This is a genomic window from Kaistia sp. MMO-174 (assembly GCF_037147815.1).
Taxonomy (GTDB): Bacteria; Pseudomonadota; Alphaproteobacteria; order Rhizobiales; family Kaistiaceae; genus Kaistia; species Kaistia nematophila.
The window spans coordinates 961809-978547 of sequence record NZ_JBBCUO010000002.1; the positions used below are offsets into that span (position 1 = coordinate 961809).

Here is a 16739-nt window from a genome sequence, read left to right on the forward strand (position 1 = left end):
GTTTCTCGTGCCGACCGGACTAGATCCGGCGGGCCATCTTGCAGAGCTTGACCAGATCCGCATCGAACGAGAACGGATTGCGCAGGATGGTCGGGCACTTGTTGCGCAGCGCCTGCTGGTCCGCACCGCTCAGGCCGCTGTCCGAGACGGAAGTCGGTCCGCCCGGATTGCCGGTGCCCGGTCCGCCGGGGCCTCCGGGACCTCCCGGACCGCCAGGGCCTCCCGGACCTCCCGGATTGCGCGTACCGCTGCCACAGGAGCCGCCCACGCTCAGGCAGAGATTGAGCAGCCGGCTCGGCTGCAGCACGGCCAACCGCGTATCGAGCAGGCCGAGGATCTGGTTGCGATCGCCATTGCCGCAGGCCGAACCGCCGCCCGCGTTCAGGCAGACCTTGACCAGGTCCTTCTTCGAAAGCACGGCTGCCTTGGCATTGATGCCGCCGATCAGGTCGGATTTGACCCGCGCATCGGCGAGACCGTTCTTGCCAAGAACATTGGCCGTAACCCGGGTGCCGCCCTTCGCGTTCGGACCGCCGCAGCTTGCGCCAACATTGACGCAGATATTGGCCAGTTGGTCCTTGGACAGCAGCTTGAGCCGCGCATCGATCAGCTTAGTCACCTGATCGCGGCTGCCGCCGCAGGAAGCCTGACCACCGAGGCCGAGGCAGAGGCGGATCAGCTCGCGCTTCGACAACAGGTCGATGCGCGCGTCGATACCCGACACCAGAGTTGACCGCGGCTCGGTGCGCAGGGTCGAGGTGGTGGTGCCGCTCGAATCCGTGCCCGTGGCGCTACTCACGACGCTGCCGACCGCGCCGGTGACGCCATTCGTGATGCTGCCGACTGCCGTCCCGGTATTCGACACCGTATTGCCCAGCGCGCTGCCTGTATTGGTCACGGTGTTGCCGAGGCCGCCGCCGACGGTATTGCCGACCGCCCCGGTGACACCGCTGACGGTGCCACCAACGGCGCCCGTGACGCCGCTAACAACGCCGCCAAGGCCGCCACCGGCATAGGCCGGCATCAGCATGGTTCCCATCAGCAAGGCTGCTGACGTGGCTGCAACTCGAATTCGGATCATGAAGCCCTCCATTGCCGTCTGCTATACGAACCCACCCTACGCTGTGATAACGGCAGCAGTTTTGAGAAAGTTTCATCGCAAATGCAATAATTCTAACGAAGGACCCCGATCGATTACTGACCGGCGACTCGGACGCCAGAATCTACGACGCCGATCGAGCCGAAATCGGGGCCTCTATTGCGATGCAATACGATTGTCTCGACTACACAACCCCATGGGATAGCGACGGTTTCCTGAGATGGGCGCGAGCGCCTCTACGTCACCTGCGAGAGGACGAGCGATCCGCCGATTCGTATTTCGTCATCCGCCAGAATGAAAATATCCGGTGATAGCGACAGAAGTTCCTCAACATTACCTTGACTATGACATCAACTCTCGAACATCGATTGAGTCACGGCCTGATTTTTAAATTTATCCGGATATACTTATAATACATAATTGTGACAAGCCGGCAAATTACAATAACACCTAGCGCAATTAAGCCACTAGTGAAATTCATAAACCTGTAATACTTCAAATTCTGATCATTTTACATTGCAGCTTCCGACCGACCGACTAGGTTGCCGGTGCCTGCCGCGAGGGGTCGCAGCGGGCACCGCACGCAGTGTCCCGAACAGGGATGCGCGGCGGCCAACACGAAACGGGGGTCTGGGGCGCATTGCTGTCGCGACGGGCTGATCTGCGGGTCAGCCTGGGGCCGGAGCGGCTGCGCATTTTACCCTCCCACACTTTTTGGAAGGTCAGAAATGACGTTTAAGTCTCTTATTCTCGGCTCCGCGGCCGCGATGATGGTTGCCGGCGCCGCCAATGCTGCGGATCTCACCGTTGCCGAGCCGGTCGACTACGTGAAGGTCTGCGACGCCTTCGGCAAGGGCTTCTTCTACTCGCCCGGCACCGACACCTGCATCAAGGTCGGCGGCTACGTGAAGTTCGTCACCTCGTTCGGCGACAACGACTACAGCCCCTTCAACAAGCTCTACCGCGACAGCAACTGGAACAACTTCTACACGGAAGCCTCGATCCAGCTGACCGGCTCGACCATCACCGAGTACGGCAACCTCACCGGCTGGATCGACATGCGCGCCAAGACCGGCAACGAGCCGGGCACCGGCACGCTCGCCGACCTGGTCAACGCTTCGACCAACTCGGCCTATGTCGACACCGCCTGGCTTCAGTTCGGCCCGATCAAGGCCGGTCGCTTCGACTCGCTGTTCGATTTCGGCCAGGGCTTCGACGACACCGGCATGTTCGCGTCGGACACCAAGACCGACCACATCGAACTGACCTATTCGGTGAACGGTTTCGGCCTCTCGCTGTCGCTGGAAGACCCGCGTGACCGCGGCGGCGCCGGCTATGTCGACGGCCTCTACGACGTCAACAACAACCTGATCGCCAGCGGCGGCCAGGACAACATCCCCGACATCATCGGCGCCGTGACCTACGCCTCGGGCATCTTCAAGACGAAGGTTGCCGCGGCTTACGTCAAGCATGCCATCGACATCTCGGGCGCCGGCACCCCGTCCAACCCGTATGTCTTCGAAGACAAGAGCGGCTTCGCCGTCGGCGGCATCGTCGAGCTGGCGCTCGACAGCTTCTCGAAGGGCGACAAGTTCCAGATCTCGGCCAGCTACGCCCAGAACGCCAACTCGTTCACCGGCATCACCGGCGGCACCTCGGTGTCGAACCTGTCCGGCTCGCTGACCGGCATGTCGGCGCTCGACTTCGTCCCCGGCGACAGCTGGAGCGGCTTCGTCTCCTACAAGCACGTCTGGTCCGATCGCGTCTGGACGTCGCTTTCGGGCGGCTACGCCAAGTTCGAAGGCACCGCCGACTACGCCGCCTGGAACGACCGCGAGTTCGACGCCTGGCGCGTCGGTTCGACCACGAACTTCACGCCGGTCAAGGGCCTCGACTTCCTGGTCGACGTCTTCTACAGCTCCGTCTCCTCCGACACCTCCAAGGTCAAGGACGGCGACGCCTGGCAGTCGGTTCTCTGGCTGAAGCGTTCCTGGTAATCAATTTGGCTCCAGGCCAAGAGGCCCGGAACCGGAACCCGGCGGAGCGATCCGCCGGGTTTTTCATTGTCTTCAATCGCGCAGAAGGGCGACGACGATCGCCTCGCGCTCCAGAGCAACGTCGCCCTCGCCCGCCGCCCGGCCGGCCCGGCCATACCAGTAGCGCGCATTCCATAGATCGCCCTCGATGCGATGAACATGCGCGTGGACCCAGGCGCCGGCGCGACTCTCGTCGTCCTGCACCAGAGCGTGCGCGGCGTCCCACTCTCCCTTTTCCAGATGCCAGAGCGCCTGAAGCGGGCCGGAGAGCGCTGATGGCGGCGCGGCATTCCCGAGCGTCGCACGAAAATCCGCCAGCGATCCGATTGGCGTCTGATCCATCTCTTCCTCCCGATGGCGTCGCCGTAAGGCAACGATGGGGTTCCTTCGGCATCCGTTTGCAACCTAGCATGCCAAACCGGCTTGCCCGCGCCAACGGATACCGCTAGAAAACCGGCGTCTCAGGAGTTTGGATGTCGACTACCTCGCAGTCCCGGTGATCCCCTGCCCCCGTTAGGCAGGGTCTGGAGCCCTCGCGCCATCGGCGCGCGGCCCGCGGAATCGCGGCTTCGATCACCCGACTACTTCTGAACGAAATCCCACCATGAATGTCTCGAAGGTCGAGCAGCGCATCCTGCATGCGCTCGCTCAGGGCGGCGTCATCCGCCATCACAAGGACGATTCCGGCCGCATCATCGCGGCCGACTGTGCAACCCGCGACGGCTGGATCCTGACGGATTGCTCGCTCGATCTGTTCCTGCGCCTGAAGCGGCGACGCCTGATCGCGTCGCAAAACGGCGCGCCCTATCGCATCACGCGGGCGGGCCTGGACGCAGTTCGCGCCCAGCTGGACAACCGCTGAAGAAAAAGGCCGGCGGACCTGGTGGTCCGCCGGCCTTCTTGCCTCACTGCCCGAGGCGGGCGGCGATGGTGCGCCGCTCGAATTCGATGTTCCATTCGATCAGCCTGCGCCAGAGATCGCGCGCCAGTTGCTCATCGAGACCGGCTTTGCTGGCCGCGACGGCCACCCGGTCGAGCACTTCATCGACCCGCTCGGGCACCAGCGCCTCGTCCGGCGAAGACTTGATCTCCGCCATCCGTTGCACATAGCCGAAGCGTTCGGCCAGCAGCGCGACCAGATCGGCATCCAGCCGGTCGATCTCGGAGCGGATATGCGCCTTGGTCGTGCAGTCGGCCGGCTTGCGGATGGTCACGGCCTCACCACCACTTCGACGGCGTGAACGTGCCGGCCGCATCCTCGATCACCTGCCCGAGGCGGAACAGCGTCTCCTCCTCGAACGGCCGGCCGATCAGCTGCAGGCCGAGCGGCAGCTTCGACTTGTCGAGGCCGGCCGGAACGGCGAGGCCCGGCAGGCCGGCCATGTTCACCGTCACGGTGAAGACGTCGTTCAGGTACATCTCGACCGGCGAGGCAAGCGCCATTTCCTCGAGGCCGAAGGCGGCCGAAGGGGTCGCGGGCGTCAGCACGGCGTCGACGCCGGCGGCGAAGGCCAGATCAAAATCGCGCTTGATCAGGGTGCGGATCCGCTGCGCGCGAACGTAGTAGGCGTCGTAATAGCCGGCGGACAGCACATAGGTGCCGATCAGGATGCGGCGCTTCACCTCGCGGCCGAAGCCGGCGGAGCGGGTGTTCTCGTACATCGAGGCGATGTCCTCGCCCGGCACGCGCAGGCCGTAGCGCACGCCGTCATAGCGGGCGAGGTTGGACGAGGCCTCGGCCGGCGCCACGATGTAATAGGCCGGGAGCGCGTATTTCGTGTGCGGCAGCGAGATGTCGACGATCTCGGCGCCGGCCTCCTTCAGCCAGGCGATGCCCTGCTGCCAGAGCGCGTCGATCTCGGCCGACATGCCATCGAGCCGGTATTCGCGCGGAATGCCGATGCGGAGGCCCTTCACCGACTGGCCGACCGCGCCCTCATAGTCGCCGACCGGAACGTCGACCGAGGTGGTGTCCTTGGCGTCGACCGAGGCCATCGACTTCAGCAGGATGGCGGCGTCGCGCACGGTGCGGGCGATCGGGCCGGCCTGGTCGAGCGACGAAGCGAAGGCGACGGTGCCCCAACGCGAGCAGCGGCCATAGGTCGGCTTGATGCCGACCGTGCCCGTGAAGGCGGCCGGCTGGCGGATCGAACCGCCGGTGTCGGTCGCGGTCGCGCCGGCGCAGAGGCGCGCGGCGACGGCGGCGGCCGAGCCGCCCGACGAACCGCCCGGCACCAGCGGAACGTTGGAGCCCTCGCGGCGCCACGGATTGACGACCGGGCCGTAATAGGAGGTCTCGTTCGAAGAGCCCATGGCGAACTCGTCCATGTTGAGCTTGCCGAGCATGACCGCGCCGTCGTTCCAGAGATTGGCCGTGACGGTCGATTCATAGGTGGGCTTGAACTTGTCGAGGATGTGCGACGCCGCCTGGGTATGCACGCCCTCGGTCGCAAACAGGTCCTTGACGCCGATCGGCACGCCTTCGAGCGCCTTCGCCTCGCCCTTCGCCAGCCGCTCGTCGGAAGCGGCGGCCATCGAGAGCGCCTGCTCCGGGGTCTCGACGATATAGGCATTGAGCGAACGGGCCGCCTCCATCGAGGCGAGATAGGCCTTGGTCAGCTCGGTGGCGGAAAAGGCCTTGTTCGACAGGCCATCGCGGATTTCGGCAATGGTCAGGCTGGTCAGATCGGTCGAGGACATCGGCATCTCGAAATTGGGGAAGCGGAGACGGTGAACGGCGTCACCGGGATGAGGGCGCGCCCGCCCTCTTCGGAAAACTCGGAGCCCGGCTCAGGCCGTCACTCGACGACCTTCGGCACGACGAAGAAATCATCGTCAGAGACCGGCGCATTGGCGACCACGCGCTCGGCATAGAAGCCGTCGGTGACGACGTCGGCGCGCTTCTTCATCGTCTGCGCGACGACCGAGGTCAGCGGCTCGACGCCCTCGACATCGACCTCGTTCAGCTGCTCGGCGAAACCGAGAATGGCGTTGATCTCGCCCTGGAAGGACGCGGCCTCTTCCTCGGTGACAGCGATCCGGGCGAGATGAGCGACCCGCTTGACGGTGGCGATGTCGACGGACATGGCGAGAACCCTTTGGCAAGAGCCGTTGGCAGAACCGGTCGAGCGACCCGGCTACGGCGAAAATGATCCGCTCGCTATATCACCCGCCCTTGCCGCATCGCAACTGAACAGGCCGAAACCGAAGCGGATTGCCGATCGGCGGAACGATTTGCGGCGATGCGGACGGGAGGCTAGTTTGCCCGTTCGCGGCATCGCGCCGCCGCCGGGCCGTCATGTCGATCTCCGCCGCCTCCCTCGCCGGCTTCTGCCGCGACTGCCTGACACCCGCTTCCGGCGCGCGTTGCCGCGCCTGCGGCAGCCCGCGCATCGCCTCGCACCCCGAACTGGGCTCGCTCGCCATCGCCCATGTCGATTGCGACGCCTTCTACGCCTCGATCGAGAAACGCGACGATCCTGGTCTCGCCGACCTCCCCGTCATCATCGGCGGGGGAAAACGCGGCGTCGTTTCGACCTGCTGCTACATCGCCCGCATCCACGGCGTCCGCTCCGCCATGCCGATGTTCAAGGCGCTCGAGCTGTGTCCGGAGGCCGTCGTGATTCGGCCGAACATGGAGAAATACGTCGCTGTCGGGCAACAGATCCGCACCCTGATGCAGGAACTGACGCCGCTGGTCGAGCCGATCTCGATCGACGAGGCCTTCCTCGATCTCTCCGGCACCGAGCGGCTGCATGGTGCCGTCCCGGCGCTGACGATCGCCCGCTTCGCCCGCCGCGTCGAACAGGAGGTCGGCATCACTATCTCGGTCGGCCTCTCCTTCAACAAGTTCCTGGCCAAGCTCGCCTCCGACCTCGACAAGCCGCGCGGCTTTTCCGTCATTGGCCGCGCCGAGGCGCAGACCTTCCTCGCCGACAAGCCGGTCAGCATGATCTGGGGAGTCGGCAAGGCGCTGGAGGCGAAGCTCGCCGAGCAGGGCATCAAGACGATCGGCCAGTTGCAGCGGATGGAGGAGAGCGACCTCGCCAGGCGCTATGGCGTCATGGGGCTGCGGCTCGCCCGCCTCGCCCGCGCCGACGACCGCCGCACCGTCGAGCCGCGCCACGAGGCGAAGTCGATCGGCGCCGAGACCACCTTCGACCATGACCGCGCCGACCTCGCGAGCCTCCGGCCGATCCTGCGCCGGCTGGCGGAAAAGGTCTCCGCCCGGCTGAAACGGGCCGAGCTCGCCGCCTCCAACGTCACGCTCAAGCTGAAATCGGCCGATTTCAAGCTGCGCACCCGCTCGCGCCAGCTCGCCGACCCGACCCGCCTCGCCGACCGCATCTTCAGAACCGCCGAGCAGATGCTGGCGCATGAGACCGACGGCACGACTTATCGGCTGATCGGCGTCCAGGTCTCCGATTTCTCCGATCCGCAGCTGGCCGACCCCGACGACCTCGTCGACCCCGCCGCCGCCAAGCGCGCGAAGGCCGAGGAAGCGATCGATAAGGTCCGCGGCAAGTTTGGCAAGGGCGCCGTCGAACACGGCCTCACCTTCCGCAAGCCGGAGTAGCCCCCGCCCCGCCTTGGTCATGTCACGCCCCGCCGCTATGCTTCCCGGCAAGTGCTGGGTGGAACAGCCAGATCGGGAGGAAAACCATGGCCGGAAAGCCGGCGAAACAGCCCGCCAAGGCGAAATCCGCGACAAAAGCGGATCCGTCGCCGCCAAAACTCCTCGCCGGCGGCAATCCGCAGATCGCCAAGGGCTATGGCGACGAGCCGGTGCAGGCCTATATCGCCGCAATGCCGGCGTGGAAGCATGACGTCAGCAAGCGGCTGGACGCCATCATCACCCGCGCCGTGCCGGATGTGCGCAAGGCGGTCAAATGGAACTCGCCGCTCTATGGCGCCGACGAGGACGGCTGGTTCCTCGGCCTTCACTGCATGACGAAATACGTCAAAGTCGCCTTCTTTCGCGGCGCGGCGCTCGATCCGCCGCCGCCCGGCGCCTCGAAGCAGGAGCATGTGCGCTATCTCGATATCCATGAAGACAAGCCGTTCGACGAGGCCCGGTTCGAGGATTGGGTGAAGCAGGCGAGCCGCCTGCCCGGCGAGAAGATGTAAGCGACCACCATGACAGCAGCCTATGAAGCAACCGAGGCCAGCGCCTCCGAGGCCATCGACGCCAAGATCCGCGAACTGGCCGACTGGCGCGGCGAGACGCTGGCCCGCGTCCGCAAGTGGATCCACGAGGCCGACCCGGACGTGGTCGAGGAAGTGAAATGGCGCGGCGTGCCGGTCTGGTCGCATGACGGCATCCTCTGCACCGGCGAGACCTATAAAAAGGCGGTCAAGCTGACCTTCGCGCATGGCGCCGCGCTCGACGATCCCGCAGGCCTGTTCAATGCGAGCCTCGAGGGCAACACCCGCCGCGCGCTCGACATTCCCGAAGGCGCGCCGCTGGACGAGACCGCCTTCAAGGCGCTGATCCGCGCCGCCGTGGCGCTCAACCAGTCGCTCGCCGCCAGGCGGCGAAAGCCGAAAAGCCAATCGTAAACCAAGCGGCGCGGCTTTCCCCGCCCGCGTCGCAGGCCACCCAAAACGCATATTGCCCGCGCCCGCGCCGCCCCTCATGATCGCCCAACATCAGCCCCGTGGAATCGCAGAGAAAACACATGTCGGAAGCAACGCTCCATCCTCTCGCCGGCAAGCCGGTTCCGCGCTCGGCCCTGACCAACATCCCGCGGCTGATGACCGCCTATTTCACGCTGCAGCCCGACCCGGCGATCCCGACCCAGAAGGTCGCCTTCGGCACGTCCGGACATCGCGGCTCGGCCTTCGCCTCCGCCTTCAACGAATGGCACATCCTGGCGATCACCCAGGCCGTCTGCCTGTATCGCCAGCACGCCGGCATCACCGGCCCGCTCTTCATCGGCATGGACAGCCATGCCTTGTCAGAAGCCGCGCTTGCCTCGGCGATCGAGGTGCTCGCCGCCAACGGCGTCGAGACCATGGTCGACGAGCATCTCGGCTACACGCCGACGCCGGTCATCTCGCACGCCATCCTCACCTATAACAGAGGCCGCACCGAAGGCCTCGCCGACGGCATCGTGATCAGCCCGTCGCACAATCCGCCCGACGATGGCGGCTTCAAGTACAACCCGACCAATGGCGGCCCGGCCGATGTCGACGTCACCTCCTGGATCGGCAAGGCGGCGAACGAGTTCCTGGCGGCCAAGCTCGCCGGCGTGAAGCGCCTGCCCTTCGCCCGTGCGCGCAAGGAAGCCTGCATCCGCCCCTATGACTACATCACCCCCTATGTCGCCGATCTGGACAAGGTCATCGACATGGAGGCGATCCGCTCGGCCGGCGTGAAGATCGGCATCGACCCGCTTGGCGGCGCCGCCGTCCGCTACTGGCAGCCGATGATCGAGCGCTACAAGCTCGACGCCACGGTGGTGAACGACATCGTCGACCCGACCTTCTCCTTCATGACGGCGGACTGGGACGGCAAGATCCGCATGGACTGCTCGTCGCCCTACGCCATGGCGCCGCTGATCGCGCTGGCGGACAAATTCGACATCGCCTTCGCCAACGACACCGACGCCGACCGCCACGGCATCGTCACGCCCTCGGGCGGGCTGATGAACCCGAACCAGTTCCTCGCCGCCTCGATCGCCTATCTCTGCACCCACCGGCCGGACTGGAAGGCTTCGAGCGCCTTCGGCAAGACGGCCGTCTCCAGCGGCATGATCGATCGCGTCGTCGCGAAGATGGGCCGCAGGCTGGTCGAGGTGCCGGTCGGCTTCAAATGGTTCAGCGCCGGGCTGATCGACGGCTCGCTCGCCTTTGGCGGTGAGGAAAGCGCCGGCGCCTCGTTCCTGCGCCGCGACGGCGAGGTCTGGACCACCGACAAGGACGGCCTGATTATGGGCCTGCTGGCGGCCGAGATCACCGCCGTCACCGGAAGCGACCCCAACCAGTTCTACCAGTCGGTCACCGCCGATCTGGGCAAATCCTACTACGCCCGCATCGACGCGCCGGCGACGTCGGAGCAGAAGGCGATCCTCGGCAAGCTCGACCCGTCGAAGATCGACGCCGACGAACTGGCCGGCGAGAAGGTGACGGCGCGCCTGACCCGCGCGCCGGGCAACGACGCCTCGATCGGCGGCATCAAGGTGGTGGCCGAAAACGGCTGGTTCGCCGCCCGCCCCTCCGGCACGGAAGAAGTCTACAAGATCTACGCCGAAAGCTTTTTAAGCGCCGACCACCTGAAGCAGATCCAGGCCGACGCGCGGGCCGTGGTGGCGAAGGTGTTTCAGGGGGGATGAGCTGGGGAGACCCGATCGATCCACACCGCGAGACAAAGGCGCTGACACTCTCCGCAGCAACTGCGCTACTAGGCATCGCTCATTAGCGGACACACTCTAACTAGCCCAGATCGCCCACTTCAACTCTAGCTAGAGATTCCCCCGCAAGCGTGTATCGTTAGTGCGGGGGAATCATGTCTGTTTACGATCAAAAGCCGGATCGCTTCCTTGCGAAGTTGCAAGTATCGCTTGGCGAAGGCACAGAAGCCTATTGTGCTGGGTTTGAGATGAATGAATGGCGCTGCTCGCCTTTCGCATTCCATTTAGCAGAATGGCTTCCAGAGTATGCGCTCCCGGAAGAAGAGCTTCGGATACATCACGAAAATCTACTGATGAAATTACATCAGGCAGCTATCCGCGTCTACACTAGTGAGAAGTACAAAAATCGTGGTGAAGCAGGCGAAATTGCACTTCACGCAATTTGCCGAGATTACTTCGGAACAATACCTCTAAGCCCTCGCGTTTTCTATAAATCATCCTCGAACGACGTCGTAAAAGCCTTCGACATGGTTCATGTGAGACTTATCGACAACCAAAAGCCTGAAATTTGGCTCGGGGAGTCAAAGCTCTATGAGACGGCCTCCAAAGCCGTCTCCGACGCAATTGCATCTGTAAGCCAGCACCTAGATGCGGGCTTCCTCACAAACCAGAAGGTACTCCTAGGCCCTCAGATACCTAAATCCACGCCTCGTTATGAAGAAATAGTAGCGCTTTTCAATAAGAATTCCAGCCTAGACGAACTGATCGGCAATGCAGTCTTTGTAATAGGAATCTCCTGCGACAGTTTGGCCGCTCTTGAGGCACAGACTACAGACAATGCATATTTACAGAAAATTCGGTCTGAACTCGAATACCTTTGGTCACGTATAAACAATAGCGGACTAAACCAGAGAGTTCGTATTCGACTCATCTACACGCCGCTCGCCAACAAGAATTCCTTAGTTGAGGCATTCGATCGCCGTTTGAAGGGCCTGCAATGACGATTCCAGAAATTGATTGGCGAGCGATCAACGATCTGTCAGGTGATCGGCTTAAAGGCCAAATATTTCAAGTACTGCAAATCGCCTCTCAGGCCATACAAGTCGAGGCCAACGATAGTCCCGCGCTACTCGGCATCGTACCGCGCTTAGCTGAACTCCTAGAAAGGAGACCCGAACTATCGTCATTTCAAGAAGCGTACAACGCTCTCGCGCGGTCGGTAGGTTTATGGAATTACATTGATCGGGCTCAAGCGGATATAAGAGATGAACTGATAGCCGAGGCCGCTACCGTACCAGCACTGGGCATCGCCCTCCATCGCGAACAGTTATCTGCTCTAAACACACTACTCAACGGCAACAACCTAATCTTGAGCGCACCAACCAGCTTTGGAAAGAGCCTTTTGGTCGATGCATTGCTGCTGACCGGGCGTTTCAACCGCATAGCGATTGTACTGCCCACGATAGCCCTTCTCGACGAATTTAGGCGGCGTTTAGTAGGAAGGTTTGGGAGTGCATTCGACGTCTTGATGCACCATTCCGAAAAACAGATTCAACGGAAAGTAATATTCCTCGGAACTCAGGAGCGTCTTATAAATCGTGATGATCTCGGCTTTCTTGATTTGGTCGTCGTCGATGAGTTCTATAAACTGGACCCCTCCCGTAAAGACGATAGAAGTGTCACGCTGAATGCGGCAGTATATAAGCTACTACAAAAATCGAAACAGTTCTTTTTTATTGGACCGAATATCGACAACGTCAATATTTCTCAAGACAATAGATGGACGTTCCAATTTCTTAAAACAAGATTTTCCACTGTTGCTGTTGATACATTCGATCTCAATGGGGTGAAGGACAAAGCCTCTCGGCTATCTGAAGAAGTTTACAGAGAATCCAACTGGCCAGCGCTCGTATTTGTTTCATCCCCAGATCGCGCCAACAAGCTGTCCAAGGAACTGGCCGAAGTTAACAAAGCAATAGGAGACGGGAAGGACCTGGCGCTTTGGATGGAGAGTAACTATGGCACAGGCTGGAGCGTAACAGAAGCCGTAGCGGCTGGCGTAGGGGTGCACCACGGTCGCGTCCCACGTGCACTCGCCTCCCGCTTAATAAGGCTATTTAACGACAAGAAGATTCCGATCCTAATATGCACCTCCACATTGATTGAGGGCGTAAATACGGCTGCCAAATCGGTGCTAATATACGATAAGAAGATAAATCGAGCCGACTACGACTTTTTTACATTTTCAAATATTAGAGGTCGGGCTGGTCGACTTGGGCAACACCATGTCGGAAATGTTTATCTATTCCATACACCACCTGGCGCGTCAGATATTGAAGTTACAGCTCCACTTTTCGGTGATCTAGATGACGCACCCGACGAATTTGTCGTTCATATCGACGAGGATGATACCACTCAAGCAATCGATGATCGCATTGCTGACCTAGTTGAGAAAGTCGGCCTGAGCCCTCAAGAGTTGCGCCGTTTCTCATCAATCGGCATTGAAACACTTGCCGAACTCCGGGAACTGGTTATCGGCAGACTACGCGGTAGGGCCCAAATTCAATGGTCAGCTCGGCCGAACTATGAAGAGATTTGTGCAGTCTGCGAGATCTTGTCCCACGCGAAGCGAATGAACGAATTCGGAGTACATTCATACAAGCAACTTGCTATGTATCTATCGAAACTTCGGTCAGCCTCCACAATTAGAGAATTCTTTATGTGGCACGCTGGTACCTTTACCGGCGATCCGGACAAAATCGATGGCGTGTTTAAGTTTCTTCGCGCGGCGGAATATAGCTTGCCCGAGTATTTTGCGGTGATCGACCTCCTAATCAGAAGAGAGGGCGGATCAAGCAACTATGAGCTTTTCATCGCTGAGATGCCTAGGTGGTTTAGAGCAGAACCACTAAAAATTCTGGAGGAAAGAGGCGTTCCTATTCAGATTTCTGAACGGTTTCTTCGAAAGAACGACACAGTCGCAGACCTTAGCGGGCGGCTCAGGAGCCTCGCACTAGGAGCAGACAGACGGCTAAGCGCCATAGAGCAGTCCTGGATACTCGACGCATTACCGCAACCCCAAATCTAGTGCTTCAGACTAGAAAAGCGCTCCATCAAGCGGCACACCACCTGCGATGGCTAAACTACGCCCGTGAACTTCCGTTGAACGCAGCAGCCACAGGCAATAGATGATGGCGAGGGCGTCCTCAGATCGAAGGCCGCCCATCCCAAAAAACCTACTCCAGAAACACCGGCGTCCCTTCCGGCTCCGCTTTCAGCTTGGCGGCGGAGGCGCAGAAATCGGTCTTGTCGCCATGCGCCTCGGCGATGAACAGGCCGTAGCGGGCGCCGAAGGCGACGAGGATCGCCGTCTTCCGCGCTTCGGCGTCGTCATCCGAAAGCTCCTTGTCGCCGCTGGCGATCACGTCGCCGATCGCCTTGCCGAAGGCTTCCTTGGCGAGGGCGTGGCCGTCGCAGACGCGGACCGCCGCCGCCTGGAAGGCGAGGTTGTTCAGCGCCGCGAACTGCGCATCGGCGAGGATGGCGCCCTCGGTCTCCAGAAAATCGGCCCAGGCCGCGTCGGCGCGGTCATTGTCGGCGTCGGGCGCGGGCGCGGCGGCGCCGGCCGGCGGCGTCGGGGCGATGTTCGCCGTCTCGGCCGAAGCGCCGGTCATCGGCAAAGCGAGGAGGGCGGCGAAGGCGGTTGCCGCGAGCGCGCCGCGGAGCGCGCGGGCGTGGCGGAAGCTCGGTGCGAGCCAGGATGTATGTGCGAGCATGATTCCCCCCTCAGCGGTCATAGACGCGCCAGGTCCAGTTGCCACTATAGGCGCCACCATTGTTGTAGCAGGCGCGCTGATCCGGATAGCAGATGACGCCGCCGGCGGGCGAGAACGGCGCCGGCGGACGATAGCTCGGCGGCGGCGGCGCGCCATAGATGTCGTTGTTGCGATTGGCGCTGTCGGCAATCGCCGCGCCGACCGCGAGGCCGGCAATGCCGCCGATGAGCGCCGCCGCGTTCTGGCCGTTCTTGGCGTAACTGGCCCCGCCTTGCGCCAGCAGCAGCGCCGGCGCCAGCAGCGCCGCGGCCGCGCAATTTCGAATCGTGTGGTTCATGTCCGTCCCCCAGGCTCCCAGCCTGTATTGAACAGCTCCACGCCGCAGCGGTCAATTGACGAGGACCGACCCTGCAACCGGGGATTTCAGGCGGGCGAATGCCGGGGATCCGCGCCCTCCCCGCCACGTCGCGCTGGCGCTCGTGTCGCGGAAATTCGAAAGCAAGCGCCGGAGTGCGGGCCTGCCGGCCGGGGCCTACCTAGAGGGCACGATCCATGCGAAGGATGAATGTCATGGCCCAAGAGCTGCAAGAGAACGCGCTGCACCAAAATGCCCCGGCCCGGGAGGTTGCCGGGGCCGAGATCGACACCAAGGCCGCCACCAAGGCCGGCCGCGCCGCCGCCGCGGCGCGCGCCGTCGAGCGCGACCCGCGCTGGCAGAAGGTGGTTGCGCGCGACCGCGCGGCGGACGGCGATTTCGTCTATGCGGTCCGGACGACCGGCGTCTATTGCCGACCCTCCTGCGCGGCGCGGCCGGCGAAGCCGGAAAACGTCGCCTTCTTCGCCGGTCCGGCCGAGGCGGAGGCGGCCGGGTTCCGCGCCTGCCGGCGCTGCACACCGAACGCCGCCTCGCTCGCCGAGCAGCATGCGGCGACGGTGGAGAAGGCCTGCCGGGCGATCGAGACGGCCGAGGCGATGCCGTCGCTGAAGGCACTCGCCGGCTCGGTCGGCATGAGCCCCTATCACTTCCACCGTGTCTTCAAGGCCGTGACCGGGCTGACGCCCAAGGCCTATGCGACCGCGCATCGGGATTCGCGCGCAAAGGAACAGCTCGCCCGCGCCGGCAGCGTCACCGAGGCGATCTATGATGCCGGCTTCCATTCGAGCGGCCGTTTCTATGCGACCTCGAACGCCGTGCTCGGCATGACGCCAACGGCCTATCGCGCCGGCGGGGTGGATACCGAGATCCGCTTCGCGCTGGCGCAGTGCTCGCTCGGCGCCATCTTGGTCGCCGCGAGCGACAGGGGCATCTGCGCCATCACGCTCGGCGACGACCCGGAAACGCTGGCGCGCGAGCTGCAGGACCGGTTTCCGAACGCCAACCTGATCGGCGGCGACGCCGAATTCGAGGCCCTGGTGGCGCGGGTGGTCGGCTTCGTCGAGGCGCCGCAGCTCGGCCTCGATCTGCCGCTCGACGTGCGCGGCACGGCGTTCCAGCAGCGCGTCTGGCAGGCGCTGCGCGCGATCCCGGCCGGCGAGACGGCGAGCTATCGCGACATCGCCGAGCGGATCGGCGCGCCGACCGCCATGCGCGCCGTGGCGGGCGCCTGCGCCGCCAACGCCATCGCCGTGGCGATCCCCTGCCACCGGGTCGTCCGCAACGACGGCGCGCTTTCCGGCTATCGCTGGGGCGTCGAGCGCAAGCGCGCGCTGCTCGAGAAGGAGGCGCAGGCATGAACACCGCCGCGCCCCGCCTGACCGGCATCGCCGACGCGGCCGAGACCCGCGTCGGCGGCTACGACTGGCAATGCCTTGCCGCCGACCTCGACGGCTATGGCAACGCCGTGCTGGAGGGCCTGCTTTCGGCGGAAGAGTGTCGGACGATCGCCGCGCTCTATGACGAGGAGGCGCATTTCCGCAGCCATATCCACATGGCGCGGCACGGCTTCGGCCGGGGCGAATATCGCTATTTCCGCTATCCGCTGCCGGATCTGGTGGCGAGCCTGCGCACCGCGCTCTATCCAAGGCTGGCGTCGGTCGCGAACGACTGGAACGCGCGGATGGGCGAGGACGCCCGCTATCCGGCGGAACATGCCGACTATCTCGCGCTCTGCCACGCCGCCGGGCAGGTTCGACCGACGCCGCTTCTGCTGCGCTACGGGCCGGGCGACTTCAACTGCCTGCACCAGGACCTCTATGGCGACCTCGCCTTCCCGCTGCAGGTGGCGATCCTGCTTTCCGAGCCGGGCGCGGATTTCTCCGGCGGCGAGTTCGTGCTGACCGAGCAGCGGCCACGCATGCAGAGCCGGGCCGAGGTGGTGCCGCTCCGCCAGGGCGACGCCGTCGCCTTCGCCGTGCACAACCGCCCGGTCCAGGGAACGAAGGGCAGCTACCGCGTCAACCTCCGCCATGGCGTCAGCCGCGTCCGCTCCGGCCGCCGACACACGCTTGGGCTCATCTTCCACGATGCGAGCTGAGC

General features: G+C 63.2%; 17 protein-coding genes. 10 read left to right on the forward strand and 7 right to left on the reverse strand.

Annotation, left to right across the window (positions count from 1 at the left end; genetic code table 11):
• Positions 1-19: 19 nt before the first annotated feature.
• Positions 20-1081: a hypothetical protein gene (locus tag WFK98_RS10460; protein ID WP_336800158.1), complete on the reverse strand. Its 1062-nt coding sequence runs from the start codon at positions 1079-1081 to the stop codon at positions 20-22.
• Between the two features lie 746 nt (positions 1082-1827).
• Here WFK98_RS10460 and WFK98_RS10465 point away from each other — a divergent pair.
• Positions 1828-3096 (forward strand): porin, encoded by a 1269-nt coding sequence (locus tag WFK98_RS10465; RefSeq protein ID WP_266337948.1) that lies wholly within the window; start codon positions 1828-1830, stop codon positions 3094-3096.
• A gap of 72 nt (positions 3097-3168) precedes the next feature.
• Here WFK98_RS10465 and WFK98_RS10470 read toward each other — a convergent pair whose 3' ends face one another.
• On the reverse strand, positions 3169-3477 hold the full coding sequence (locus tag WFK98_RS10470; protein WP_266337949.1) for a hypothetical protein: 309 nt from the start codon (positions 3475-3477) through the stop codon (positions 3169-3171).
• A 262-nt stretch (positions 3478-3739) separates the two neighbouring features.
• Between WFK98_RS10470 and WFK98_RS10475 the strand changes: the two genes are divergently transcribed.
• A complete protein-coding gene (locus tag WFK98_RS10475; RefSeq protein ID WP_266337950.1) occupies positions 3740-3997 on the forward strand; it encodes a YjhX family toxin in 258 nt (85 codons plus the stop codon).
• A 43-nt stretch (positions 3998-4040) separates the two neighbouring features.
• Here WFK98_RS10475 and WFK98_RS10480 read toward each other — a convergent pair whose 3' ends face one another.
• The 3 genes from WFK98_RS10480 to gatC form a co-directional block, all read right to left on the reverse strand.
• Positions 4041-4349, reverse strand: a complete 309-nt coding sequence (locus WFK98_RS10480; protein ID WP_336800159.1) for a chorismate mutase — start codon at positions 4347-4349, stop codon at positions 4041-4043.
• Positions 4350-4353: 4 nt separating this feature from the next.
• Positions 4354-5835: an Asp-tRNA(Asn)/Glu-tRNA(Gln) amidotransferase subunit GatA gene (gene gatA / locus WFK98_RS10485; protein WP_336800160.1), complete on the reverse strand. Its 1482-nt coding sequence runs from the start codon at positions 5833-5835 to the stop codon at positions 4354-4356.
• Positions 5836-5933: 98 nt separating this feature from the next.
• A complete protein-coding gene (gene gatC, locus WFK98_RS10490; protein WP_266337953.1) occupies positions 5934-6221 on the reverse strand; it encodes an Asp-tRNA(Asn)/Glu-tRNA(Gln) amidotransferase subunit GatC in 288 nt (95 codons plus the stop codon).
• Positions 6222-6433: 212 nt separating this feature from the next.
• Here gatC and WFK98_RS10495 point away from each other — a divergent pair, with 212 nt between their 5' ends.
• The 6 genes from WFK98_RS10495 to WFK98_RS10520 all read left to right on the forward strand — a co-directional run bounded on the left by WFK98_RS10495 (position 6434) and on the right by WFK98_RS10520 (position 13575).
• Complete coding sequence (locus WFK98_RS10495) at positions 6434-7711, forward strand: DNA polymerase IV (protein WP_336800161.1); 1278 nt, start codon at positions 6434-6436, stop codon at positions 7709-7711.
• Positions 7712-7797: 86 nt separating this feature from the next.
• Positions 7798-8262 carry a DUF1801 domain-containing protein gene (locus WFK98_RS10500; protein WP_336800162.1) on the forward strand — a complete coding sequence of 155 codons (465 nt, stop codon included), beginning with the start codon at positions 7798-7800 and terminating at the stop codon, positions 8260-8262.
• Between the two features lie 9 nt (positions 8263-8271).
• Complete coding sequence (locus WFK98_RS10505; protein WP_336800163.1) at positions 8272-8694, forward strand: DUF1801 domain-containing protein; 423 nt, start codon at positions 8272-8274, stop codon at positions 8692-8694.
• 119 nt (positions 8695-8813) lie between these two features.
• The gene (gene pgm, locus WFK98_RS10510) at positions 8814-10469 is read left to right on the forward strand and encodes a phosphoglucomutase (alpha-D-glucose-1,6-bisphosphate-dependent) (protein ID WP_336800164.1); all 1656 of its coding nucleotides are present in this window, start codon (positions 8814-8816) and stop codon (positions 10467-10469) included.
• A gap of 173 nt (positions 10470-10642) precedes the next feature.
• Positions 10643-11488: a HamA C-terminal domain-containing protein gene (locus WFK98_RS10515; protein WP_336800165.1), complete on the forward strand. Its 846-nt coding sequence runs from the start codon at positions 10643-10645 to the stop codon at positions 11486-11488.
• The gene (locus WFK98_RS10520; protein WP_336800166.1) at positions 11485-13575 is read left to right on the forward strand and encodes a DEAD/DEAH box helicase; all 2091 of its coding nucleotides are present in this window, start codon (positions 11485-11487) and stop codon (positions 13573-13575) included. Before WFK98_RS10515 ends, WFK98_RS10520 begins: the two co-directional genes overlap by 4 nt.
• A 148-nt stretch (positions 13576-13723) precedes the next feature.
• On the opposite strand, the gene WFK98_RS10525 is transcribed toward WFK98_RS10520, so the two are convergent.
• Together WFK98_RS10525 and WFK98_RS10530 are read right to left on the reverse strand one after the other, a co-directional pair.
• Complete coding sequence (locus tag WFK98_RS10525) at positions 13724-14263, reverse strand: hypothetical protein (RefSeq protein ID WP_336800167.1); 540 nt, start codon at positions 14261-14263, stop codon at positions 13724-13726.
• 10 nt (positions 14264-14273) lie between these two features.
• Positions 14274-14600, reverse strand: coding sequence for a hypothetical protein (locus WFK98_RS10530; RefSeq protein ID WP_336800168.1), 327 nt, complete (start codon positions 14598-14600; stop codon positions 14274-14276).
• Between the two features lie 233 nt (positions 14601-14833).
• Here WFK98_RS10530 and ada point away from each other — a divergent pair, with 233 nt between their 5' ends.
• Complete coding sequence (ada, locus tag WFK98_RS10535) at positions 14834-15997, forward strand: bifunctional DNA-binding transcriptional regulator/O6-methylguanine-DNA methyltransferase Ada (protein ID WP_336800169.1); 1164 nt, start codon at positions 14834-14836, stop codon at positions 15995-15997.
• Positions 15994-16737, forward strand: coding sequence for a 2OG-Fe(II) oxygenase (locus tag WFK98_RS10540; protein WP_336800170.1), 744 nt, complete (start codon positions 15994-15996; stop codon positions 16735-16737). Before ada ends, WFK98_RS10540 begins: the two co-directional genes overlap by 4 nt.
• Positions 16738-16739: the final 2 nt, after the last annotated feature.